Source organism: Rheinheimera sp. UJ51, assembly GCF_020819615.1.
Taxonomy (GTDB): Bacteria; Pseudomonadota; Gammaproteobacteria; order Enterobacterales; family Alteromonadaceae; genus Alishewanella; species Alishewanella maricola.
This window is the reverse complement of sequence record NZ_JAJHOG010000012.1, coordinates 1-23,318: the sequence shown is the minus strand read 5'-3', so window position 1 is coordinate 23,318 and position 23,318 is coordinate 1. Positions and strand designations below refer to the sequence as shown.

Annotated in this window: 20 protein-coding genes; 15 read left to right on the top strand and 5 right to left on the bottom strand. The window is 46.4% G+C overall.

All coding sequences use genetic code 11. The features are described from left to right. Position 1 precedes the first annotated feature (1 nt). Positions 2-1,756 carry a S8 family peptidase gene (locus LMJ53_RS13805; RefSeq protein WP_324295612.1) on the bottom strand — a complete coding sequence of 585 codons (1,755 nt, stop codon included), beginning with the start codon at positions 1,754-1,756 and terminating at the stop codon, positions 2-4. 441 nt (positions 1,757-2,197) lie between these two features. Here LMJ53_RS13805 and LMJ53_RS13800 point away from each other — a divergent pair, with 441 nt between their 5' ends. Both LMJ53_RS13800 and LMJ53_RS13795 read left to right on the top strand, forming a co-directional pair. Continuing rightward, positions 2,198-3,034 carry a patatin-like phospholipase family protein gene (locus LMJ53_RS13800; protein ID WP_229587563.1) on the top strand — a complete coding sequence of 279 codons (837 nt, stop codon included), beginning with the start codon at positions 2,198-2,200 and terminating at the stop codon, positions 3,032-3,034. A 305-nt stretch (positions 3,035-3,339) separates the two neighbouring features. Further along, the gene (locus LMJ53_RS13795) at positions 3,340-3,858 is read left to right on the top strand and encodes a hypothetical protein (RefSeq protein ID WP_229587561.1); all 519 of its coding nucleotides are present in this window, start codon (positions 3,340-3,342) and stop codon (positions 3,856-3,858) included. A 34-nt stretch (positions 3,859-3,892) separates the two neighbouring features. Here LMJ53_RS13795 and LMJ53_RS13790 read toward each other — a convergent pair whose 3' ends face one another. Together LMJ53_RS13790 and LMJ53_RS13785 are read right to left on the bottom strand one after the other, a co-directional pair. Continuing rightward, positions 3,893-4,555: a hypothetical protein gene (locus LMJ53_RS13790; RefSeq protein ID WP_229587559.1), complete on the bottom strand. Its 663-nt coding sequence runs from the start codon at positions 4,553-4,555 to the stop codon at positions 3,893-3,895. Between the two features lie 144 nt (positions 4,556-4,699). Beyond that, positions 4,700-5,194 (bottom strand): malate synthase, encoded by a 495-nt coding sequence (locus LMJ53_RS13785; protein ID WP_229587557.1) that lies wholly within the window; start codon positions 5,192-5,194, stop codon positions 4,700-4,702. A 142-nt stretch (positions 5,195-5,336) separates the two neighbouring features. Here LMJ53_RS13785 and LMJ53_RS13780 point away from each other — a divergent pair, with 142 nt between their 5' ends. The 8 genes from LMJ53_RS13780 (at position 5,337) to LMJ53_RS13745 (ending at position 17,675) form a co-directional block, all read left to right on the top strand. Further along, complete coding sequence (locus LMJ53_RS13780; RefSeq protein WP_226751978.1) at positions 5,337-6,848, top strand: DUF3612 domain-containing protein; 1,512 nt, start codon at positions 5,337-5,339, stop codon at positions 6,846-6,848. Between the two features lie 33 nt (positions 6,849-6,881). Beyond that, entirely contained in the window at positions 6,882-8,015 is a 1,134-nt protein-coding gene (gene ppk2, locus LMJ53_RS13775; RefSeq protein WP_229587555.1) for a polyphosphate kinase 2, read from the top strand. A gap of 96 nt (positions 8,016-8,111) precedes the next feature. After that, positions 8,112-10,181 (top strand): M13 family metallopeptidase, encoded by a 2,070-nt coding sequence (locus LMJ53_RS13770; protein WP_229587546.1) that lies wholly within the window; start codon positions 8,112-8,114, stop codon positions 10,179-10,181. A 297-nt stretch (positions 10,182-10,478) separates the two neighbouring features. Next, positions 10,479-13,076, top strand: a complete 2,598-nt coding sequence (gene acnB / locus LMJ53_RS13765; RefSeq protein WP_229587537.1) for a bifunctional aconitate hydratase 2/2-methylisocitrate dehydratase — start codon at positions 10,479-10,481, stop codon at positions 13,074-13,076. 303 nt (positions 13,077-13,379) lie between these two features. Then, on the top strand, positions 13,380-13,769 hold the full coding sequence (locus LMJ53_RS13760; RefSeq protein WP_229587535.1) for a YacL family protein: 390 nt from the start codon (positions 13,380-13,382) through the stop codon (positions 13,767-13,769). 174 nt (positions 13,770-13,943) lie between these two features. Beyond that, positions 13,944-14,282, top strand: coding sequence for a P-II family nitrogen regulator (gene glnK / locus LMJ53_RS13755; protein WP_226751983.1), 339 nt, complete (start codon positions 13,944-13,946; stop codon positions 14,280-14,282). 11 nt (positions 14,283-14,293) lie between these two features. Next, entirely contained in the window at positions 14,294-15,562 is a 1,269-nt protein-coding gene (locus LMJ53_RS13750; protein ID WP_229587533.1) for an ammonium transporter, read from the top strand. A gap of 1,156 nt (positions 15,563-16,718) precedes the next feature. Continuing rightward, positions 16,719-17,675: a Dyp-type peroxidase gene (locus LMJ53_RS13745; protein WP_229587531.1), complete on the top strand. Its 957-nt coding sequence runs from the start codon at positions 16,719-16,721 to the stop codon at positions 17,673-17,675. Here the strand turns inward: LMJ53_RS13745 and argR are convergent. Continuing rightward, positions 17,658-18,125 carry a transcriptional regulator ArgR gene (gene argR / locus LMJ53_RS13740; protein ID WP_226751986.1) on the bottom strand — a complete coding sequence of 156 codons (468 nt, stop codon included), beginning with the start codon at positions 18,123-18,125 and terminating at the stop codon, positions 17,658-17,660. The two genes, LMJ53_RS13745 and argR, sit on opposite strands and share 18 nt — an antisense overlap. Before the next feature lie 219 nt (positions 18,126-18,344). Between argR and mdh the strand changes: the two genes are divergently transcribed. Further along, positions 18,345-19,283, top strand: coding sequence for a malate dehydrogenase (gene mdh, locus LMJ53_RS13735; protein ID WP_226751987.1), 939 nt, complete (start codon positions 18,345-18,347; stop codon positions 19,281-19,283). A gap of 68 nt (positions 19,284-19,351) precedes the next feature. Here mdh and ispB read toward each other — a convergent pair whose 3' ends face one another. Then, positions 19,352-20,323, bottom strand: a complete 972-nt coding sequence (gene ispB, locus LMJ53_RS13730; RefSeq protein ID WP_229587530.1) for an octaprenyl diphosphate synthase — start codon at positions 20,321-20,323, stop codon at positions 19,352-19,354. A gap of 467 nt (positions 20,324-20,790) precedes the next feature. Between ispB and rplU the strand changes: the two genes are divergently transcribed. The 4 genes from rplU to folA all read left to right on the top strand — a co-directional run bounded on the left by rplU (position 20,791) and on the right by folA (position 23,161). Further along, positions 20,791-21,099, top strand: coding sequence for a 50S ribosomal protein L21 (gene rplU / locus LMJ53_RS13725; protein ID WP_226751989.1), 309 nt, complete (start codon positions 20,791-20,793; stop codon positions 21,097-21,099). Positions 21,100-21,114: 15 nt separating this feature from the next. Further along, positions 21,115-21,372 carry a 50S ribosomal protein L27 gene (rpmA, locus tag LMJ53_RS13720; protein ID WP_226751990.1) on the top strand — a complete coding sequence of 86 codons (258 nt, stop codon included), beginning with the start codon at positions 21,115-21,117 and terminating at the stop codon, positions 21,370-21,372. Between the two features lie 133 nt (positions 21,373-21,505). After that, complete coding sequence (cgtA, locus tag LMJ53_RS13715; protein WP_226751991.1) at positions 21,506-22,663, top strand: Obg family GTPase CgtA; 1,158 nt, start codon at positions 21,506-21,508, stop codon at positions 22,661-22,663. Between the two features lie 9 nt (positions 22,664-22,672). Further along, entirely contained in the window at positions 22,673-23,161 is a 489-nt protein-coding gene (folA, locus tag LMJ53_RS13710; RefSeq protein ID WP_229587528.1) for a type 3 dihydrofolate reductase, read from the top strand. Positions 23,162-23,318: the final 157 nt, after the last annotated feature.

The following is a 23,318-nucleotide window of genomic DNA, read 5'->3' as shown; positions in this document are numbered from 1 at the left end:
TTTAAGGATTGTAACTGACGTTTAAGGTTACGCCACTAAAAGTACTATAGGCACGAATGCTGATGTGCCAAGTTGCCGCGGCGGGGTTGCTGATACTGCAGGTTTCATTGTTTCCCTGTAAATAGGGACGACAATCAAAGCTGCTGGTGGTTGGCCGCGCGCCGCGTCTGACGTACAGATCGGCATCCCCCGTTCCGCCAGCGATACTGGCAGTAAAATTCTGCATGCCGGCCGGTATGTCGATGGTGTAATGCAACCAGTTATTGCGACTAGCAGACAGATTTGGCAACGTACTGCTACTGCCTGTGGCGCCTGATCCCGAGCCTGTTGCGGCAAGCACCGCGGCATTGGCATCAACTAAGCCGACACCACAACCTGAGCAGCTTGCAGGGAAACTACGGGCTGAGGTTTTCAGAATATCTTCAATTTGATCCGGGGTGGCGTTCGGTTTGGCTTGCTTGATTAACGCGGCGATACCGGCAACATGTGGTGCGGCCATCGATGTGCCTTGGCTGTACCCATAGCTGTCATTGGCAGGTGTCGTTGAACCGCTGTTGTAAGTAGATAAGACGCCACTCGGATCATTGGAAGAGGACATAGCGCCACCCGGTGCAGCGACATCGACACTGCTGCCAGTGTTGGAGTAGTAAGCGCGTCCACCCTGGCGGTTAGTTGAAGCAACATTGACCACACCAGTACAATTACCTGGGTTAAAATTATTGGCATTACCATTGTCATTGCCAGCGGCAACCACTATTACCGTACCGCGGCTGCGCGCTTGGTTAATGGCGTTTTGGGTGGTGCTATTACAGCTGCCAGAGCCACCCAAGCTCATGTTAATGACGCTGGCAGGGTTCGCATTGGCGGGTACACCAGACACCGTGCCCCCTGATGCCCAGATAATGCCGTCTGCGATATCGGAGGTGTAGCCACCACACTTACCTAAGACTCTAACCGGCACCACTTTAGCGTTAAAGGCAACACCGGCAACGCCAGTATTATTATTACTGACTGCGGCCACAGTACCGGCAACATGGGTGCCATGCCAACTGGACGCTCTAAATGACGTTGGTTGACCACCGCCACACTCGCCGACATTCGTCCAATCACCCGGATCGCGGGCATCGCTGTCGCGGGCATTACCATCGTTACCAATAAAGGCATCAGAGATCATGTCATAGCCTGGTAAGAGGTTGGCATTTAAATCCACATGAGGCCGATAGCCGGTATCCAGTACCGCCACCACCACGCCTTGGCCTGTTGCATTGTCCCAAGCGGCTGGCGCTCGGATGCCGCCGGTGTTTTCATAATAATGCCATTGGTTCGCATATTGGGTGTCATTAGGTGCAAGGGTCGGTTGCAGTAACATGTCTTCTTCGGCCAGTTCTACATCATCATCTTGAGCCAATTGATGGAGTAATGCCTCAGTCTCCGCGGCGGATAAGCGGCGCTCGGCACTGAACACGGCATGTTTTTCTAAGGCCGTTTCGCGCACAAATTTTATTTTTTCACCCGCGCGTTGACTAAAGCGCTCGGCTTTTGCTTGCATCCGTTCGGCTTTGTGTTGCTGAGCCATGGTGGCTGGCAAGCTCTGTAGCATGGTATCGGTGTTGGTTTCTTTATATTTGATGATCACGCGGGTAACAGGGCCAGTTGAAGTGTCGCTATCCTGATCAGCGAGCGCTGCGGCGTTGAATAACGCGCCGGGTAAACAAAGCACGGCTATTGCCGTTAATTTAAACTTCTGAGTAAGCATGGTTTGACCTTTTTTATAATATCGTTATTACCTGGATGTACGGTGATGCGAAAAAATGACAACTTCGCAACACCGCTATTATTAATAGGACAAACTTGGCGTAGCTGTAAATCAGCAAAATCTGTATAAAATGAGCTGCTTATGTAGCTGTAGCGGTATGCGGCCCCAAAAAAGGTCTTTTTTTAGCATAATAAAAAAAGGAACAAGTCATAAGTTACGCCTGTTTAATTGAAACTGTAAATATTTTGTAATATGGAGGTTTTATTCTAAATAGTTATAGAATTTTTATTTGGAGAGCTAATTGAATCTAAAGAAAGCGCAGCTAGTACAATATCAACTAGTTATTTGGTATTAGCAGATGAAGAGGGCTATGTTGATTTGCACTGGACAGCCTAGTCTAATGCGCCATACTCAACAGCATAGTGGTGAGGTTAAGCGTATATGCCTGATGAACATAAGAATGAAATTGTACCTATCCTCTCCGGCGGGGGAACCCGATTAAGTTGTCATATAGGCGTATTACAAGCTTTAGCGGATATGCAGTTACATTATCGGCATCTGGTGGGGGTTTCCGGTGGCAGTGTGGTTGCTGCTTTTTGTGCCGCAGGTTGGCCGCTAGAGCGTATTGCGCAATTGGCTTTAGATACCGATTTTCGGGTGTTTAAGGGGGTTTCTATTACCACCTTACTGCGCACTGGGGGGTTATGTAATGGCGATCGGTTTGAAGACTGGCTCGATCAGCAACTAGAGGGCCGTACTTTCGCTGACTTGGCGATTGATTTGCATGTGCTCGCTACCGATATCAGTGGCGGTGGGCCGGTCGTCTTTAATCGCCAGTTAACACCTGATCTTAAAGTAGCTAAAGCCATCCGCTTTTCGATGTCGATACCGATATTTTTTTCATTTAAACGTTATGGAGAGCATGTCCTTACCGATGGTGTGATCTTGTCAGAAGATGCCTTGCATCGCGATTGGTCTGGTCGGGGGATACCCTTAGTCAGTTTTCGCTTAAAAAGTGAAGCAGGCTATCGGCCCATTCAGCAACGGCGTTTCTTACCCATCATCTCTTATTTACAGATGCTCATTCAAACCTTTATGAATGCGGTATCGCGAGAATATGTCCACGCTGAGTATTGGCACAACACGATAGTGGTCAATACCGGCAATATTTCTGCGGTCAATTTTGATTTAAGCACGTTACAAAAACAGCGCTTATATGAACAGGGCTATAGCACTGCCATGGCGATTGTACCGAAAAAACTTCCAAAATTGTTTTGAGCAAGCGGCTATATAGCCCGATAAAAATGAAATTAAATTACATTTTTATTAATTTTCGTATTGCTTTAATTATGGATAGCCTAAATGCCACTTACTTCCACTTGTTGTGGTATGTCTTTATTGTATTGATTTTATTGGTTTATATTTTTCATGATAAAGCGTTCTTGAAATTTTCTATTATAGATTAATTTAATTAATCTATTCATTCATTTCTTCTCGTTTGTCGGAACTTACAGGATCTTGTAACTTTATTACGTGCCCAGCAATAACGGCACATCAAATTAATTTTGCAGGAGAGACCAGACATGACTATTTCAACTCGTAAATTTATTACCCGTATGGCGGTGGTACTGTTGTCGTCAAGTCCATTACTCGCTTCTGCCGCGAGCACGGGCTACAAGATGGCTTTAATTGACAATGCACCTGGCGCTGAATTTATTCAGGCAGGTCAGTATGACAAAGCCATTGCTTCCGCCCAAGCGCCGTCGCAGGCTGACACTGAGTCGTTTTATGGCCAAGTTAGTCTATGTGTCGCTTATAGCCGGATGAACGAATTAGACTTAGCCGCCACAGCGTGTGACAACGCCGTATATCGTGCCGCAACCTTAAAAGCGGTTACGGGCTCAGCTAAACGTGAAATGCGCGCTTTAGCGTTAAACAACCGTGGTGTGATTAAGTTATTAGCCGGTGACAAAGTGGCGGCATTACAAGACTTTATGCTAGCAGTACGTTTAAACGATTCCGCTTTAACAGCGGCTAACTTAGAGCGTTTAACCTTCAGTATCAATGAAGGTCAAGAAATCGCAATGCAAACGGCAGAATAACTTGAGTTTGCTACAAACAACGCCTGGCTTAGTGTCAGGCGTTTTTTTTGGGTGATGGCCAGCCGTATAACAGTAAGAAGCTGGCATAATGCTGCGAAGTATTTTTTTGTAATAAAGTGGATTGCCCTTGTTCCTGCAAGCTAAGCAAACCCAGTGTCAGGTTTGCTGCTTTTTGCGCTGACGCATCGTTAAAGGTTAACAAGGCAACACAAAGTGAGTCGGAACAATTGAGCTGCTGCAGTTGCCCCAACTGTACGGCTTGTAATTGTTGCTGTAGTCGTTTTTGGCGATCATAACTGCTGGTATGAGTAACGTGTTGCTCTAGTAGCCACATCGCCTCTTGTAACTGTGCTTTACTCAGCGATAAAAAAGCCTGGTTCAGCTCAATCGAAGCACTGCCGTCTGTTTGTGGCAGCACTTGGCGTAAATCGAACGGTTCTACAGTGCCGGTAAAATCGTGACTTCCCTCAGTAGTTTCAGGTGTATCCGTTGTTTTATTTACCGTGTCGGGCAAGGCCTTAACGGTGCTTGCTAAAGCAGAACTGGAGATGGCTGCTTCAGTTTCGATTGCGTTTGTTGGTGCCGGTAAATGTTCTGGCACTGGCAGCGCCATATTTTTACCTATCCACTTTCCCGCCTGAAAGGCACTGAATATAGCGATTAGTGCAAGCAATACCCAAAGCAGTGATTTACGCATCGTCATCTCACAAAGTTGCCAACTTGAAAAATAATTGTTTATTAATAGCAGTGCTGGCGGGGCTGGTCAATTTTTTGAATAGGCTGCCTGAAGCTAGAAACACGCAGCGCAGCAATTTGCTGCGCTTTTGGTCATGATGTGGCGTTAAATTTGATAAGTACTGCCATCTTTGGCGGTGAAGCTTTTATCACCACGGCAACGACAACTGACTTGCCGGCCGGTGATCATGCTAAACCAATGACATACCGGATCGGTGGTTTGTAATTGAATATCATCAATACCCGCTAGGTCACGCTGACCTTGGCTGCCACTTTTATTCAAAATCAACTCAACATGGCGACCTTGGTTTTGCAGTAACAACGACTCAGGTGCTTCACGGTGACCATTTAAGCCAATAAATTGCGCTGGATCCGCTAGGCCACTGGTGCTGCCATCCACGAAAAAGGCCAGTAACTGTTGGTAATATACGACATAGCTGGCTACTGCCTTGTGCGAACCGTGAGCCAAAGGAAAGGTTTTATCCAAAAAGCCTTTAGAGTAATCCATGATCTGTTTTACATGGCTGTCGTTCAGTTGCGTGATCATCGTAATATCGTGATCGATTTGTATCGGCTGTGTTGAAGTGGCTAACGTCGTCATAATTATTTCCTCATCGGGTACGAAGTGTGGAGCCTCTGATAAGGCTTTTATTGCAGATAGTTTTGCTATCGCTTGAAAAACAGTCTAGATTAAATTTAAGCGTAATTTCACAATAAAAATTTCACAGTGTAAATTTTACAAAATGAAAATAAATAAAAGCTTGATCCGCAAATCACATTTCTTGGGCACTAAAATTAGAAACCTGAGAAAACGCAATAACTTAACGATAGAAGATCTGTCGACACGTTGTGTGCGTGTTAATCCTGAGTCGGCGCCGTCGGTATCCTATTTATCGATGATCGAGCGTGGTAAACGGGTTCCGAGTATCGAAATGCTGGAAGTTATCGCGCAGGTTTTTCAAAAAGACTTAGATTGGTTTTTAGACGGTGAGGCTGAAGAGCAAGATTTAGTGCTGCCCAAAACCGCAAAAGGTGGCCTCAATGGTATGCCATTAGAGCCGAGCTTTTTATTCAGCCCCGATATTTTGCAAATTGCCATCCCAGAAATGTTGTCACAAACGGGTACCAGTGGTCGGCAGTTTGCGCAACTGTTAATTCGGGCGCATCAGGAGCATCACCAGAATCATTTTCCGGAATTAGAGCGTGCTGCCGAAGAGGTAGGGCAAAAACGTCTACCTTTATCTGTCGATGAGCTCATGGCGATAGTGCAGCAGTTAGGCTTAAAAATTCAGTGGTTTGATGAAGTGCCACGCGAGCTCGTTGATGAGTTAGGTGTGAAATCTAATAATATTGGTACTTCCTTTTTTGTACCGCCCAATAGCTTACATTTAAATCGTATTTTGCAGCAGTGGCCTACTCGCTTAAAGTATGAATTAGCTGTGCATATTGGCCATGCCGTTTTACATAACAAAGATGGCGTAAAAAACGCGATGGCGGTAGGCGGGGCGCATGATGATGTGTTTGCCGATAGTAGCACTATGGCACCGCAAGATATTTTGCATGCGTGGCGTGACTTTGAATCGAGCTTTTTTGCTGGCGCCTTGTTGTGTCCAAAGCAAGCGTTTCGGCAATTACTAGAGCGGCGTGGTTATGAAATTGCCAGTCATTTGCAAGCCGAGGTATCGGCTTCGGTGGCGATGCGCCGCATGACCGCGGTGTCACCTTATCCGCATTGGCATTACTTTGATGCTTACAGCCCCGGTAAATTAAAGGCGGTGTATCGTGGTAATGGCATCCCTCTGCCTTGGGGCAATATGCGCCAAGTGGTCGACCCTTGTCAGCATTGGGCCGTGTTTCGCATGTTTGAGGTTAAAGACAGTGGCAGTTCGGCGCAATTATCGCTGTTAGATGTGCAAGGTGAGCCACGGATCTATTGTTGCGAATCGACCAAGGTACAAGACTTAGCCGGCAATCAGCATGTGTTGTGTGCTGGCATTGATCTCAACCCCGCGCTTAATGCGCAAGGGCTGGATGCTGCGGCTTTAGCACAAGATATGAAAGCGCGGTGTCAGCAATATGGTGGTGCGGCCGTGGTACCTCAGTCGATCCAGACCACATTAAAACGGGTAGCCAATATCTTAAATATTAATTGGGTTAGTCGCAGCATGAGCAAACCAGCACAATTAATCTGTGCCAGAGGAGGTAGTTGCCCTCGCTCTCCAAGTTGCTATCAATGCCCTGCGCTCACGAAATAAAGCGCAACGTTATGCAGAAACAAAGGATTTAGCATGAGCAAAAAACCACAGATGGCGGCAACGCCACCCCCTAAAAAAGTACAACCAGACGCCACAGTCGCAGCCCAGCATGACGTGCTTGCCGAGCAAGTAGAGCAACGGCTCACCGCCAGCCAACAAGCAAAAGCCGTGGCAATAGAAGATATTATTGCCGCTCAAGCTGCCGGTGATATGGACAAATTGTCTGAGCATTTACTGGCGATGTTAGAAGGAGTCTCGCCGGACGATTTAGCTGAATTAAGCAAAGCCTTGAATCGTGGAGAATCAATCTTAAGTGAAAAACGCCGTGAAAAAGCCGATACCGAGTTAACCTCCAATTGGCGCGAAGGCGGTTATCCATATGTCAATCGCTTAAATCGTAAAACCTATGAAAAGCAAAAATATCATTTACAAGTCGAATTACTGAAGTTGCAGCGTTGGGTGAAAGAAACCGGGCAGCGGGTGGTGATTTTATTTGAAGGGCGCGATGCGGCAGGGAAAGGCGGCGCCATTAAACGCTTTATGGAACATTTAAATCCACGTGGTGCTCGGGTTGTGGCGTTAGACAAGCCCAGTGAGGCAGAGCAAGGCCAATGGTATTTTCAACGTTATGTGGCTGAGTTGCCAACAAAGGGTGAAATCGTGTTGTTTGACCGCTCTTGGTATAACCGTGCAGGCGTTGAGCATGTTATGGGGTTTTGCAGCAATGATGAGTATCATGAATTTATGATACAAGCGCCCGAGTTCGAACGGCATTTAGTGCGCAGTGGTATTCATTTAATAAAGTTATGGTTTTCGGTCAGTCAAGACGAGCAACGGCGTCGTTTTACCGAGCGTGAAGCGCATCCGCTTAAGCAGTGGAAACTGAGCCCGGTCGATCTTGCCTCGTTAGACAAATGGCATGATTACACCCATGCAAAAGAAGCCATGTTTGCCAACACAGACACGTCCTACGCCCCTTGGTCAGTCATTAAGTCAGATTGTAAAAAACGGGCACGGCTTAATGCGTTGCGTTATGTATTGCAATGCTTGCCGTATCAAAATCGCAATGCCGAAGTGGCTTGTGCGCCTGATCCGCTATTAGTGGGGCGCGCCAGTGTGATTTTTGAACTGGGAGAGCATGCGATGTCGACTGAGCCATCGGTTTAATACCTTGTTACAACTTAGTCATTGGCGCAAATTGGCAACACTGAACATAGCGCGTAAGATGATGCGCACAACCTCCATGTAGAACAGGATATAAGAATGAAAAAATGTACACTCGTTGCTGGCGCCGTTGCGCTAGCATTAGGTTTAACGGCTTGTAGTAAACAACCGACAACGCCAGAAACAACGACACAAAGCCAAGTTGCCGCAGCACCTTTGGTGTCTGGTATTGATCAACAAAACTTTGATGAAAACGTCGCTTTTAGCCAAGACTTCTTTTTAGCGGTTAATGGTAAATGGTTAGCCGAAACCCCGATCCCTGCAGATAAAGCAACTTATGGTTCTTTTCACGTATTAGCCGATCGCTCACAACAAGCGGTCAAAGATATTATCGATCAAGTTGCAGCGAAAACCGATTTAGTTGCTGGCTCTGATGAGCAGAAACTGGGCAGTTTTTACAATAGCTTTATGAATGAAAGCGTGATTGAGGAATTAGGTTTATCCCCCTTAACACCACAATTAGACGCGATTAAAGGGTTAAAAGACAAAGCGCAGTTAGCTGAATTATTCGCGAGTTTACAGCGTGATGGCGTTAGTATTCCTTTTGGTTGGTTTATCAATAATGATGCAAAAAACTCTACCGAATATGCGGTTTACCTCAATCAAGGTGGTTTAGGTTTACCGGATCGTGATTACTATTTTAAAGACGATGAAGCCTCGCTGACGATCATCAATCAATATCAAACCTATTTAACCGATATGTTTGCGCTTGCTGGCGCACCTGATGCAAAAGCAGCGGCGATGCGGGTATATAACCTAGAAAAAGCTTTGGCGGAACATCACTGGACCCGTTTAGATAATCGCAATGCCGACAAAACTTACAACAAAATTGCCGCCAGCGAATTAGACAGCTTAGTGGGCAGCTTTGATTGGCAGGCCTATGCCAAGGCCATGCAGTTAAACAACGTGGATGAGCTGATTGTGCGTCAGCCGTCTTACTTTGCTGGATTAGCTAAAGTGATTGCTGAAACAGATCTGCAAAGCTGGCAAGATTATTTAACCAGCAAAACGATTAATGGCTTTGCTGACAAACTCAGCAGCAACTTTGCTGATCGCCGTTTTGAGTTCTATGGCAAAACCTTAAGTGGTATTCAAGAACAACAGCCACGCTGGAAACGTGCGGTAGACGCGGCTGATCAGGTTTTAGGTGAGTTAACCGGTAAGTTGTATGTTGAACAGCATTTTAGCCCAGAAGCCAAAGCGCGGATGGAACAGCTGGTGGCCAATGTCATTAAAGCCTATGAAGTTTCCATCAAAAACCTGGAGTGGATGGGCGAAGAAACCAAAGTTGCTGCGCTGGATAAACTGAGCAAATTCACACCAAAAATTGGTTACCCAAACAAGTGGAAAGATTATTCCACCTTAGAGATTAAAGCAGATGATTTAGTGGGTAACTTTGTTAGAGCCAGTCATTGGGCTTATGCAGAGATGACCAGCAAGTTAGGCCAGCCTATCGATAAAGACGAATGGTTTATGACGCCGCAAACTGTTAATGCCTACTACAACCCTGTGAACAACGAAATTGTGTTCCCAGCGGCTATTTTACAGCCGCCATTTTTCAATATGGCAGCGGATGACGCCGTCAACTATGGCGGTATCGGTGCGGTGATTGGTCACGAAATTGGTCATGGTTTTGACGACCAAGGCGCAAAGTACGATGGCGACGGTAACTTACGTAACTGGTGGACTGAACAAGATAAAGCACAATTTCAAGCACGGGGTGCTAAGCTGATTGGTCAGTACAACAACTTTGAACCTTTACCCGGTGTCAATGTGAACGGTGCTGTTGCCTTAGGCGAAAACATCGGTGACTTAGGCGGCATGACCGTCGCGTTAAAAGCGTATCAGTTGTCATTAGCGGGTAAAGACGCGCCAACTTTAGATGGCTTTACCGGTGAACAACGCTTCTTTATTAGCTGGGCGCAGGTATGGCGTACTAAGTTCCGTGAAGAGGCGTTACGTCGGCAATTAAGCACCGGCCCGCATTCACCTGCGCATTATCGGGTAATTGGTGTATTGCCGAATATGCCTGAGTTTTATACGGCATTTGATATTAAAGAAGGCGATGCGATGTATCTGCCAGAAGCGCAACGCGTAAAAATTTGGTAACCACACGCGCTTAAGCAAAGTCAGCATACTTCTGCTACACTGCGGCTGCGACCTGTTCGATCTTTGCAAGAGGCAAGGTATGACAGGCGCAGCTTTTTAGTATGTTTGGTCGGTCCACTATAAATAAAATGAGTATGACTGACCCTTTGTATTCAGCAAAGTTATAACCAGTATAAGCAGGTCAGTTATTATGCTATTAGGCTTTTGCCTTGATCTTTCTTATAATTGAGCCCATACATTCAACAGCATGACGTTGCAGTGACCAGACTGCAAAGCAACGACTGAGAGGACATTACTGTGCTACAAGAATATCGTGAACACGTGGCCGAACGCGCCGAACAAGGGATCCCTGCCAAGCCGTTAAACGCAGAGCAAGTAGCTGCCTTAATTGAGCTTTTGAAAAACCCACCAAAAGGTGAGGAAGAATTCATTTTAGATTTGCTTATCAACCGCGTACCACCAGGTGTTGATGAAGCTGCTTATGTAAAAGCGGGCTTTTTAGCCGCACTCGCGAAAGGCGAAGCAACCAGCCCGTTAATCGACGCTGAGAGTGCTACCGAGTTGTTAGGTACCATGATGGGTGGTTACAACATCGAGCCACTAATCAGTTTATTAGATGATGCCAAGCTCGCGCCGATCGCTGCTAAAGCGTTATCGCACACCTTACTGATTTTTGATGCTTTCCATGATGTTACTGACAAAGCCGATGCGGGTAACGAGTATGCGAAGCAAGTCGTTCAAAGCTGGGCCGATGCCGAGTGGTTTGAAGCCAAACCGGCTTTAGCTGAGAAAATTACGGTTACCGTATTTAAAGTGTCTGGCGAAACCAACACGGATGATTTATCTCCAGCACCAGATGCTTGGTCACGTCCAGATATTCCTCTGCACGCTTTAGCCATGTTGAAAAATGCCCGTGAAGGCATCAACCCGGATGAGCCAGGTACTGTTGGCCCAATCAAGCAGCTAGAAGAACTGAATAAAAAAGGCTACCCACTGGCTTATGTTGGTGACGTAGTGGGTACGGGTTCATCGCGTAAATCTGCCACTAACTCGGTTTTGTGGTTTATGGGTGATGATATTCCTTACGTGCCAAACAAGCGTGGCGGTGGTTTTGTGTTAGGTGGCAAAATTGCTCCTATCTTCTTCAACACCATGGAAGACTCTGGCGCATTACCTATCGAAGTCGATGTAAGTAACTTAGAAATGGGCGATGTGATCGATATTCTGCCATTCGAAGGCAAAGTGGTTCGCCATGGTACTGACGAAGTATTAGCCGAGTTCAGCTTAGCAACTGACGTATTAATTGATGAAGTTCGTGCTGGTGGCCGTATTCCATTAATTATCGGTCGTGGTTTAACTGACCGTGCTCGTGAGTTTTTAAAATTAGGTCATTCAGACAAATTCCGTCGTCCCTTACCCAAAACAGATTCTGGCAAAGGCTTCACCTTAGCGCAGAAAATGGTAGGTAAAGCTTGCGGCGTGAAAGGCGTGCGTCCTGGTACTTACTGTGAACCGAAAATGACCACCGTAGGTTCGCAAGACACGACTGGCCCCATGACCCGTGATGAATTAAAAGACTTAGCCTGTTTAGGCTTCACCGCCGATTTAACCATGCAGTCTTTCTGTCACACGGCCGCGTATCCGAAGCCTGTTGATGTTGACACCCACCACACACTACCAGATTTCATTATGAATCGTGGCGGTGTGGCACTGCGCCCAGGTGACGGTATTATCCACAGCTGGTTAAACCGCATGTTACTGCCGGATACAGTGGGTACGGGTGGTGATTCGCATACACGCTTCCCAATTGGTATTTCGTTCCCAGCGGGTTCAGGCTTAGTCGCTTTCGCTGCGGCAACGGGTGTTATGCCGCTTGATATGCCTGAATCGGTATTAGTCCGCTTTAAAGGCGAAATGCAGCCAGGCATTACCTTACGTGACTTAGTGCATGCCATTCCGTACGTAGCGATCCAAAAAGGTCTGTTAACGGTTGATAAGAAAGGTAAGAAGAACATCTTCTCTGGCCGCATTTTAGAAATTGAAGGCTTACCAACCTTAACGGTAGAGCAAGCTTTTGAATTATCAGATGCGTCTGCGGAGCGTTCTGCTGCCGGTTGTACTATTAAGTTGTCAGAAGAATCCATTGCCGAATATCTTGAATCAAACATCGTGATGTTGAAGTGGATGATTTCTGAAGGCTATGGTGATGTTCGTACTATCGAGCGCCGTATTCAAGCGATGCAAGCTTGGTTGAAAGATCCACAGTTAATGTCTGCTGATGCTGATGCAGAATATACTGAAGTGATTGAAATTGACCTCGCTGACATTAAAGAGCCGGTACTTTGTGCACCAAATGACCCAGATGATGCGCGTTTATTGTCTGAAGTAGCAGGCGACAAGATTGATGAAGTGTTTATCGGTTCTTGTATGACCAACATTGGTCACTTCCGTGCTGCGGGTAAATTACTGGACAAATATAAAGGCCAGTTGCCCACGCGGTTATGGATCGCTCCGCCGACTAAGATGGACCAAGCACAGTTAACGGAAGAAGGTTACTACAGCATCTTCGGTAAAGTCGGTGCGCGCACTGAAATGCCAGGTTGCTCACTGTGTATGGGTAACCAAGCTCGCGTAGCTGAGAAGTCGACAGTCGTCTCAACGTCTACTCGTAACTTCCCGAACCGTTTAGGTCAGGGGGCGAATGTTTATTTAGCATCAGCCGAGTTAGCTGCGGTCGCTTCTATTATCGGTAAGTTACCGACAGTAGCGGAATACTTAGAGTACGCGAAACAGATCGATGCTACGGCAGCCGATACTTATCGTTACCTGAACTTCCATAAGATGTCGCAATACACTAAAAAAGCAGACAACGTGATTATTCAGCAAGCTGTGTAGTCAGCAAACTGTTTGCACAAGGCCTGCTGAATGCAGGCCTTTTTTATACGCAATCTTCCTACAAAGCCACGGCTGACATCGCACTGGGTGACAAGGCTGCTGAGCCGTGTCGGTTATCCTGTCGACTTAATCAATACTGTGCTAACTGCCGCTATTGACTGGCTTAGCGCATAAAACCTGCTATTTAGCCAACCAAGCCGCATGAAATCAGGTAAAATTCTTCGCCTCAGACAAATACGATACGCCAACCTGTTGTGGCTTGTGCCGCGGGCGCTCTGGCAGTGCGTGTTAACGGAATAGTGCATGGAATACGACTTTACTTATGATCGGGCCACCCGGCAATTTAGCTTAAAACTCAGTGCTGAACACGATGTGTTAGCGCGCTTTTTATTGGACGAATTTGGCCAGCAAGCTTCGGCCTATCAACCGCTGTTAAGCCAATTGCAGGCCTTAAAAGCCTATGACACTTTGCGCTACCAAGGAAAAGAATATCTACTCGAAGTGGAACATGCCGAGGTGACCTTAAGGCATAACACCCTATTTTATGAAGCGGGGGACACGAGGCAACATACCTCAGCCGAGCTTGATGAAGAAGCGTTATCGCTGGATGATCATGGCATGCAAACCCAATGTGGTTTGGAAGATTTAGTGAAACTGCTACAGGCCTGGCAGCAGTTTTTAAGCGGCGGTTAAGCGAAGAGAGCTGCACAGTCTACGGGAATAAATGCACCATTATGGTGCTTTTTTTTGCTTTGAATTTGGTGGGAATTGCTTAAGCTTTTGTTTTTTATCAGTAAATAAAAGTTGGCACAAGGTTTTCTTATATAACGGTGCAATCACAAAAATTAGTCGATAAGGAAAACCATCATGAAGCTTGTTTGTGCCATCATCAAGCCGTTCAAACTGGATGATGTTCGTGAAGCCATCGCGGACATTGGTGTAGAAGGTTTAACGGTGACAGAAGTAAAAGGTTTTGGTCGGCAGAAAGGCCACACCGAATTATATCGTGGAGCTGAGTATCAGGTTGATTTCCTGCCAAAGGTAAAACTGGAAATTGCGACCCAAGATGATCAGGTAGAACGTTTACTTGAAGCCATTCAAAAAGCGGCTCATACCGGTCGGATAGGTGACGGAAAAATTTTCGTTTACAACCTCGAACAAGCCGTCCGTATTCGGACGGGTGAAACCGACGCCGAAGCGATTTAAGGAGCCTTAACATGCAAGAACAAATTTATCACTTACAGTTTGCCATGGACACCTTCTACTTTTTAATTTGTGGGGTGTTGGTCATGTGGATGGCCGCCGGTTTTACCATGCTAGAAGCGGGTTTAGTCCGTGCTAAAAATACCACTGAAATTTTAACTAAAAACGTCGCGCTTTATTCTATTGCCTGCATTATGTATTTAGTGTGTGGTTACTACTTTATGTACGATGGCGGTATCTTCTTACAAGGTATTGCAGAAATCGACGTCGATGCCACCTTAGCCTCTTTTGCAGAACAAAATGATTTTACGGGTGACTCAGTTTACTCTGGTGCATCTGACTTCTTCTTCCAAGTCGTGTTTGTTGCTACTGCCATGTCAATCGTGTCAGGCGCCGTTGCTGAGCGGATGAAGTTATGGGCTTTCTTAGTGTTCGCGGTTGTGATGACCGGCGTGATCTACCCTATTGAAGGTGGCTGGACTTGGGGCGGTAAAGACGTATTTGGTTTATACAACTTGGGCGACTTAGGTTTCTCTGACTTTGCGGGTTCGGGCATTGTACATATGGCGGGTGCTGCTGCAGCTTTAGCGGGTGTTATTTTGTTAGGTGCTCGTAAAGGCAAATACAGTAAAGACGGTAAAGTCAACGCTATCCCTGGCGCCAACATGCCTCTGGCAGCCTTAGGTACTTTAGTATTGTGGATGGGTTGGTTTGGTTTCAACGGTGGCTCAGTATTAAAACTGGGTGATATTGCCAATGCTCACAGTGTTGCTATGGTGTTCTTAAATACCAATGCCGCTGCTGCTGCCGGTGCTGTTGCCGCGCTGATTACCTCAGTGCTGTTATTCCGTAAAGCTGATTTAACCATGGCCTTAAACGGTGCCTTAGCGGGTCTGGTAGCGATTACGGCTGAACCTTCTACTCCTTCGCCATTACAAGCCACTTTATTCGGTGCTGTTGCTGGTGTGTTAGTGGTTGCTTCAATCCTGGCGTTAGATAAAGCGAAAATTGATGATCCAGTCGGTGCTATCTCTGTACACGGTGTTATCGGTCTGTTTGGTTTGTTGTTAGTGCCTATCACGAACTCTGACAGCACGTTCAGTGGCCAGATCATTGGTGCTTTAACCATCTTCGTTTGGGTATTCGTAACAAGCTTCATCGCTTGGTATGTCCTGAAACTGGTTATGGGTATTCGAGTTAGCGAAGAAGCAGAATATGAAGGCGTTGACAGCTCTGAGTGTGGTATTGAAGCCTACCCTGAGTTTGTTGCCTCGGTAAAGTAAGCAGCTTGGCGGGTGTCGGTGGCACCCTCCAAGAGCCTGTGTTGTTAGCATCAGTAAACTTAGTTTCTAGCCAGCAACACTAAACGTGACCCACCTCTGTCTATCCTTGTCCTTTGTCCTATTTGACACCCCGTTGCTACTGGCAGCGGGGTTTTTTTATGTGCAAGAAACGCGATTAACAACGTAAACGTGTTTTAATTCAGTAGAGCCATGCTGCATGTTTACTCAGCAGGGTTACCCGGTTTCGTATTTAACAGCATGGGCTGACAACGTTTGATAACAACAACCTGAGCGTGAATAGTCAGTCTGTCATCGTGCTTAAAGTAAGGGGGGGCGGTAGTAGCAGATTGAACCTGTTGTGCGATGAGGCCGCGGAAAAGCGCATAAAAGGTGGCAGGCTAAGCCAGACAATTTCAGCTGAGTAATAGGCTAAGATGGCCAATAGCATAAAAGAAAAAGGCCGCACAAGTGCGGCCCAGTTTCAATTTTGCATCCATTGCAGTGATCATTCCTTAATCGACTGAAAAGTGCTTCCGTGCTGCATCCTGCAAGCGTATCCATTACTCGCTGACATCATGTCAGTGTCCTTGTCACACCATAATCCGCGGTGTGAAGGTGCATCCTGCCGTCATCTCCGATGACTGGTCCCGCGACAATAGCGTTATCCCTATTACTGTCTGCCTGGCCGCATCCTGCAGCTACAAGCGAAATATTGCCATCCAAGGCTGTCCGTTCTTACTCTTTCATCCTGCCGAGTTTTCTTCATCCTGAAGATGTCCTAATGCTGTCCCTATGCTATCCTGCATCTGGTAATATCCATTACCGGGAACATCCTGTACCGCGACCTTGCTGCTACTGAAATCCTTTCAGCTATCGTTCCTTCGATGTGTTCATTATGCCTTTATCAGCATAAAACAGGAGGGGTTTTCTGTAATTGGAAAAATTGTCTTATCTTTGCAATAAAGTGTAAATCAAAAATAGATATTTAATATCAATAGTTTAAATTAAAGGCTTTCTAATTAGTGCAGATATAAAGCGCTTTGGCTACCTGCTTTGTGAGAGATCTCGCACACAAAGGCAGGCGATTAGTCACACTGGGGATTGACCTTCTACTTTAGCAAGCGATAATGGTGACAGAAAACACTGAAGGAACGACATGGCACGCGAACAATTAGGAATTTGTGCAGAAGCGAATTTACATGGCAGTTATCTGCTCATCAATGTGTTAGATGGCCAAGAAGCCATGCTGCGGCAAAAACTAACGCGGCTGCCGCAGATAATAAATCGTTTAGCCGATCACTTCTCCGAAGCTATGCTCAGCGGTGTGGTCGCCATTAGCAGTCATTTTTGGGATAGCCTGTATCCTTGGCAGCGGCCGGCCGGTCTTAGTGCGTTTCCCGAGTTTCGCTCAGAGCATTTTCAAGTGAGCCACAGTATGGCGGATTTATTCATCCAAGTGCGCTCAGATCGGACTGATGTTAATTACATCGCGCTGCAACAAATCTATCAGTTGATTAGTCCTAATGTCGAAATTGTCGAAAATTTATCAGGGTTCCGCTATCTGGACGGTCGGCAATTAACGGGCTTTATCGATGCCCCAACGAATCCACGCGGCATCAAGCGGCGCAAAGCGGCGCTTGTGGATGCGCTTAACGATGCTGTTTTTGCTGGTGGCAGTTATCTTTATTTCTATCGATTACAATTAGATCAAAAACATTGGTTACAATTAAGCACGGAGCAACAAGAAGCCATCATGGGTTATCAAAAGCTCGATGGTAAAAAGTGCGCAGCGGATGCTGAAATCCGTAGTAGTCATTTAACGGCACAACATGTGGTATTAGCGCCAAATAATGCGATGTTGCTCGAGCAAAACATGCCTTATGCCAGTTTGCATACGCAAGGTGCATTACAAGTATGTTTTAGTGCCGAAAGTGATGTTTTTAGTCGGCTCTGGCGCAGTAAATTGGGTTTACAGCAATCGGGTATTTACGATGGCTTACTCGATTTTTGCCGTATTGATCTTGCAGCGGCGTTTTTTGTCCCTTCAATCACTTTTATGGAAGCCGCCGCCCGCGGTGAATTTACGGCGCAATCATCACACCTTCTCGAATAATTCGGTGACTTTTTGTAAGGTAAAATCGATATTTTTCACGCTGATCGGCGCGATAAAAATGGTATCGTCGCCAGCGATAGTACCCAATACGCCTTCGGCTTTGCCAACAGAATCCAGCAAGCGCGCAATAAGTTGTGCGGCACCGGGACTGGTACGGATGATAATCATCACATCGTTATGTTCAATATCCAGTACCAGCTGACGCAATGGGCTTTTGGTCGTCGGTACGCCCAGTTCAGGCGGTAAGGTGTAAACCATTTCTTGTTTGGCATTACGGGTACGAACCGCGCCGTATTTACTCAGCATGCGCGAGACTTTTGATTGGCTTACATTGTCAAAGCCATCATGCTTGAGGGCATCAACAATTTCACCTTGAGAGCCGAAGCTTTCTGTTTTTAACAAGGCTTTAAAGGCATGGATCAGGGCTTCTTGGCGGTTTTGTTTGGTCATGGCTCTCGGTTCAGCAATATTTACTGTGTTTGATACTATCAAATTTAACGCCACAATAGCAGTGACTGCGCTAAAATAGCTTGGTTAAGCTGCGGTAGGTGACATCTGTCTACTTTATCTGAAAAAAGGCTTAGACTTTAGGCGTAAGACATTTGTATTTTGAGCGTCATTTCAGTATTGTTGGCGCGGTTATTCTGAACTGTATAATTGGAGAGAAGCATGAAAGTTGCCGTATTAGGTGCTGCCGGTGGTATTGGCCAGGCACTGTCGTTGTTACTGAAGTTAGATTTACCTGCCGGCACAGACTTAGCCTTATATGATCTGGCTCCTGTTACTCCTGGTGTTGCGGTTGATCTGAGCCACATTCCTACAGCAGTAAACGTAACGGGTTATGGTAAAGAAGATCTGAACACGGCATTAGCCGGTGCCGACATCGTGATGATCCCTGCGGGCATGCCACGTAAGCCGGGTATGGATCGTTCTGATCTGTTCAACATCAATGCTGGCGTAGTGAAAACATTAGCTGAAGCTATCGTTGAGCAGTGCCCTAAAGCGTTAGTCGGTATTATCACTAACCCAGTGAACACCACTGTGGCCATTGCGGCAGAAGTGTTCAAGAAAGCCGGTACTTATGATGCACGTCGCTTATTCGGTGTAACTACACTGGACGTGATCCGCGCTGAAACCTTTGTTGCAGCCTTAAAAGGTAAAAACCCAACTGAAATCACTGTGCCAGTAATCGGTGGCCACAGCGGTACAACGATCCTGCCTTTACTGTCTCAAGTTTCTGGCGTGAGCTTCAGCGATGATGAAGTGGCAGCCTTAACAACGCGTATCCAAAATGCGGGTACCGAAGTTGTTGAAGCAAAAGCCGGTGGCGGATCAGCAACCTTATCAATGGGTCAGGCCGCTGCGCGTTTCTGTATTTCTTTAGTGAAAGGTTTACAGGGCGAAACAGTAAATGAATATGCTTACGTTGAAGGTGCGGGTGAACATGCACGTTTCTTCGCTCAGCCATTAGTGCTGGGTAAAAACGGCGTTGAGCAATTACTGCCAATCGGTCAATTAAGTGCTTTTGAAGAAAAAGCCATGAACGATATGCTGGGAACGTTAAAAGCAGACATCGCTTTAGGCGAAGAGTTTGTCAACAAAAACTAAGTTTAACTCAGTTTAAAAAAGGCGCATAACGCGCCTTTTTTATTGCAATGAGTGGCCCTGATAAAGCCTTAATGGCTGCGTGACACCGCAATGTCTGCCAAGGCAACTAAAGCCTGCTTAAAAGGCGAAGGTGCTAACTCGGCTAAAGCCTGTTGCGCTTTTAATGCTTCTTGCTGTGCCAGCTGCCGGGTGTAATCAAAAGCGCCCGTTTCGTGCAGCGCGGCCATAATCTCTGGCAAATGCTGCATACCATTGCGCTCGGTAATCGCATCGCTAATCAATTGTTGCTGTATGGCTGAGCCATGACGCATCGCATGAATTAATGGCAGCGTGGGTTTACCTTCGGCAAGATCATCACCAATATTTTTGCCCAGTTCAGCGGCATCGGCTTGGTAATCTAATACATCATCAATTAACTGAAAGGCCGTGCCTAGGTGCATGCCATAGGCTTTCATGGCTTGTTCAACCGAGTCGGGCTGTGCAGTGATGATGGCGGCAAGTTGGGTAGCGGCCTCAAATAATTTTGCTGTTTTGCAGTAGATAACTTGCAGGTAGTTTTCTTCAGTAGTGGTAGGGTCGTTGATGTTCATCAACTGTAATACTTCACCCTCTGCAATGATATTGGTGGCATTCGCTAATACTTGCATTACGCGCATATTGTTCAGCTCAACCATCATTTGAAAAGAGCGGCTGTATAAAAAGTCGCCGACTAACACGCTGGCTTGATTGCCAAACAGTGCATTAGCGGTTTCTTTGCCACGGCGCATAGTCGACTCATCGACGACGTCATCATGTAGCAAAGTGGAGGTATGAATAAACTCCACAATAGCGGCAATGCTCAGATGTTGTGTTCCTTGGTAGCCCAAGGCTCTGGCGGCCAGTACCGCCAATAACGGCCGCAAACGTTTGCCACCACTATTTACAATGTAGATACCCAGTTGATTAATCAGCGCCACATCAGAGCTAAGTTGAGAAAAAATATGCTGATTGACCGCGGCCATATCGTCTGCGGAGAGTTGCTGTATTTCGTCGAGCGTCATCTGCTTCTAACTGCTAAAGTAATGAATGCTGATGATTCTACACTATTCAAACTGCGGGCTAAAATGAAATCTGGATCCTTTTCGGCGATAGTACGGATCCCTTTTTCTGATAAATGTTCGGCTTGCGAGTAAACAGCACTAATGTGAAGCCTTTAAATGTCGTTTTAGCGGTGCGCAAAAGCCTGTAACGACATCCAGAATTGATCTTTTGGGGCGGTGCTTAGGCGGCCAATGCGCTGATGCAGCAGCTGAAAATAGTCCCTTTCTACCCGCAATGCCGCGCCTAGCCCTAACCGCCTTGAAGTTGGCTGAACAGGCCTTGCTGCGTTAGAATGGCCACAGCCAGATCTTTTTAATAATTGTGCTTGCGGCACTGGGGGAAATTGCGTACAATTCGCGCCCTGTGAATTGAATTAACACGCCCCTTAAATTTAAAAAGCGTTGGCGTGCTTTGTACGGAGTTAACTATGTACGCGGTTTTCCAAAGTGGTGGCAAACAGCACCGTGTGACGGAAGGTCAAACTCTTCGTCTAGAGAAACTAGACTTAGAAACCGGCGCAAAAATCGAATTTATCCCACTGATGATCGCTAATGGCGAAGAAATCAGTATCGGCGCCCCTTTAGTTGAAGGTGGTAAAGTAGTAGCGGAAGTGGTCAACCATGGCCGTGGCGATAAGATCAAGATCGTCAAGTTCCGTCGTCGTAAGCATTCACGTAAACAGATGGGCCATCGTCAATGGTTCACTGAAGTGAAAATCACCAGCATCAGCGCGTAACAGGAGTATCGACACATGGCAAGTAAGAAAGGTGTAGGTAGCACTCGTAACGGTCGCGATTCAGAAGCTAAACGCTTAGGTGTTAAGCGCTTTGGTGGTGAATCAGTTTTATCTGGTAGCATTATTGTTCGTCAGCGTGGCACTAAATTCCACCCAGGCAGCAACGTTGGTATCGGTAAAGACCACACTTTATTCGCTTTAACTGAAGGTAAAGTGAAGTTTGAAGTGAAAGGCGAGCACAATCGTAGATATGTAAGCATCGTCAGCGAGTAAGCTGGATGGTTACAAAAAACCCCGCCTAGAGCGGGGTTTTTTATTATAAATTTTCTCCACTGTCTGACATGCGTTATACTGAGCAACAGTAAAACTAAGTCAAACCAGATCACAGTTAATCAGGACGCACCTCATGAAGTTTGTTGATGAAGCGATAATCCGTGTTGAAGCCGGCGACGGCGGTAACGGTATTATCAGTTTTTTACGGGAAAAGTTTATTTCCAAAGGCGGCCCAAATGGCGGTGACGGTGGTGATGGTGGTGATGTTTACCTACTAGCAGATGAAAACCTTAACACCTTGGTAGACTACCAATTTGAAAAGTTTCACGAAGCTGAACGCGGTGAAAACGGCGGTAGCGTTAACTGTACCGGTAAACGGGGTGCCGACTTAGTATTAAGAGTGCCTGTTGGAACGCGTGCTGTGGATGCCGATACGGAAGAAGTGATTGGCGATTTAACAGCAAACGGTAAAAAGCTGATGGTCGCTAAAGGCGGTTGGCATGGTTTAGGTAACGCCCGTTTTGCTAGTAGCACAAACCGCACGCCACGTAAAAAAACCAATGGTACGCCAGGTGAAATCCGTAATTTACGCTTAGAATTATTATTGTTAGCTGATGTAGGATTGTTAGGCTTACCCAATGCGGGCAAATCAACGTTAATCCGCGCCGTGTCAGCAGCTAAACCGAAAGTGGCCGATTATCCTTTTACCACCTTAGTGCCTAATTTAGGCGTAGTACGGGTTGAATCTCATCGCTCTTTTGTGATTGCCGATATTCCTGGTTTAATTGCCGGTGCTGCAGAAGGTGCGGGTTTGGGGATCCAATTCTTAAAGCATTTAGAACGTTGTCGCTTGTTATTACATGTGGTCGATGTGTTGCCTGCTGACGGTTCCGATCCGGCCGAGAATGCCAAAACCATCATTGAAGAATTACATAAATACAGTACAAAATTAGCGGCGAAGCCTCGCTGGTTAGTATTTAATAAACTGGATTTAGTATTAGAAGAAGAGTTAGATGAAATCATTGCTGAGGTCACTAAAGCCATTGATTGGCAAGGCCCGGTCTTTAAGATTTCAGCCGCGTCACGTGAAAACACCGCGCGTTTATCTAAAGATATCTTAAGTTACATTGAAGAATTACCTGCCGAAGAAGTCGCTGATCCTATTGCTGATCCTGTTACCTTTAAGTGGGATGATTACCACGAAGAAGCGGCAGCATTGGAAGATGACTTGGATGACGACGATGATTTCGACGATGATGACTATGATGTCGAAGTGATTTATCAGCGCTGAGTTAGCCTTATGCAAATAGCTATGATCGCAGCGATGGCGGCCAATCGCGTAATCGGTTTGAATAATCAGATGCCTTGGCATTTGCCGGCCGATTTAAAGCATTTTAAAGCCATGACTTCGGGTAAGCCGGTATTGATGGGGCGCAAAACCTTTGAATCCATTGGTCGTCCTTTACCGGGGCGTCGTAATATCGTGATCAGTCGTCAGCCGGTACCGGCTAACTGTAACGTAGAATGGGTGAATAGCGTTGAACAAGCTTTAGCGTTAGTAGCCGATGTGCCAGAAGTGATGATTATTGGTGGTGCTGACATTTACCGCCAGTGCTTACCTTTAGCGCAGCGCTTATATTTGACTGAAATTGCCTTAGACACACCAGGCGATGCTTTCTTCCCAGATTATCAAGCGGTAGGGCCTTGGCAGATCACGAGTGAGGATGTTGTGCCACAAAGTGATAGCAACCCTTTAGCTCATCGTTTTATCACCTTAGAGCGCTGCTAATAAAGGCACGTCAATAAAAAAGGCCAGCTAACAAGCTTAATGCCGGTCAGTTAAGCTGGCCGGCATTTTTCTTTCGGACAGGGTATTTCTGCTTACTCGACTTTAGGCAGCGAGGATAACATCGCTCTCGGCGTCCAGGTAGTAAGAAGTAGGACGC

Bases quoted from the DNA above. Each gene is read 5' to 3' on its own strand.
- LMJ53_RS13805 (WP_324295612.1), bottom strand. From the start codon at position 1,756: ATGCTTACTCAGAAGTTTAAATTAACGGCAATAGCCGTGCTTTGTTTA.
- LMJ53_RS13800 (WP_229587563.1), top strand. From the start codon at position 2,198: ATGCCTGATGAACATAAGAATGAAATTGTACCTATCCTCTCCGGCGGG.
- LMJ53_RS13795 (WP_229587561.1), top strand. From the start codon at position 3,340: ATGACTATTTCAACTCGTAAATTTATTACCCGTATGGCGGTGGTACTG.
- LMJ53_RS13790 (WP_229587559.1), bottom strand. From the start codon at position 4,555: ATGCGTAAATCACTGCTTTGGGTATTGCTTGCACTAATCGCTATATTC.
- LMJ53_RS13785 (WP_229587557.1), bottom strand. From the start codon at position 5,194: ATGACGACGTTAGCCACTTCAACACAGCCGATACAAATCGATCACGAT.
- LMJ53_RS13780 (WP_226751978.1), top strand. From the start codon at position 5,337: ATGAAAATAAATAAAAGCTTGATCCGCAAATCACATTTCTTGGGCACT.
- ppk2 (WP_229587555.1), top strand. From the start codon at position 6,882: ATGAGCAAAAAACCACAGATGGCGGCAACGCCACCCCCTAAAAAAGTA.
- LMJ53_RS13770 (WP_229587546.1), top strand. From the start codon at position 8,112: ATGAAAAAATGTACACTCGTTGCTGGCGCCGTTGCGCTAGCATTAGGT.
- LMJ53_RS13760 (WP_229587535.1), top strand. From the start codon at position 13,380: ATGGAATACGACTTTACTTATGATCGGGCCACCCGGCAATTTAGCTTA.
- glnK (WP_226751983.1), top strand. From the start codon at position 13,944: ATGAAGCTTGTTTGTGCCATCATCAAGCCGTTCAAACTGGATGATGTT.
- LMJ53_RS13750 (WP_229587533.1), top strand. From the start codon at position 14,294: ATGCAAGAACAAATTTATCACTTACAGTTTGCCATGGACACCTTCTAC.
- LMJ53_RS13745 (WP_229587531.1), top strand. From the start codon at position 16,719: ATGGCACGCGAACAATTAGGAATTTGTGCAGAAGCGAATTTACATGGC.
- argR (WP_226751986.1), bottom strand. From the start codon at position 18,125: ATGACCAAACAAAACCGCCAAGAAGCCCTGATCCATGCCTTTAAAGCC.
- mdh (WP_226751987.1), top strand. From the start codon at position 18,345: ATGAAAGTTGCCGTATTAGGTGCTGCCGGTGGTATTGGCCAGGCACTG.
- ispB (WP_229587530.1), bottom strand. From the start codon at position 20,323: ATGACGCTCGACGAAATACAGCAACTCTCCGCAGACGATATGGCCGCG.
- rplU (WP_226751989.1), top strand. From the start codon at position 20,791: ATGTACGCGGTTTTCCAAAGTGGTGGCAAACAGCACCGTGTGACGGAA.
- rpmA (WP_226751990.1), top strand. From the start codon at position 21,115: ATGGCAAGTAAGAAAGGTGTAGGTAGCACTCGTAACGGTCGCGATTCA.
- cgtA (WP_226751991.1), top strand. From the start codon at position 21,506: ATGAAGTTTGTTGATGAAGCGATAATCCGTGTTGAAGCCGGCGACGGC.
- folA (WP_229587528.1), top strand. From the start codon at position 22,673: ATGCAAATAGCTATGATCGCAGCGATGGCGGCCAATCGCGTAATCGGT.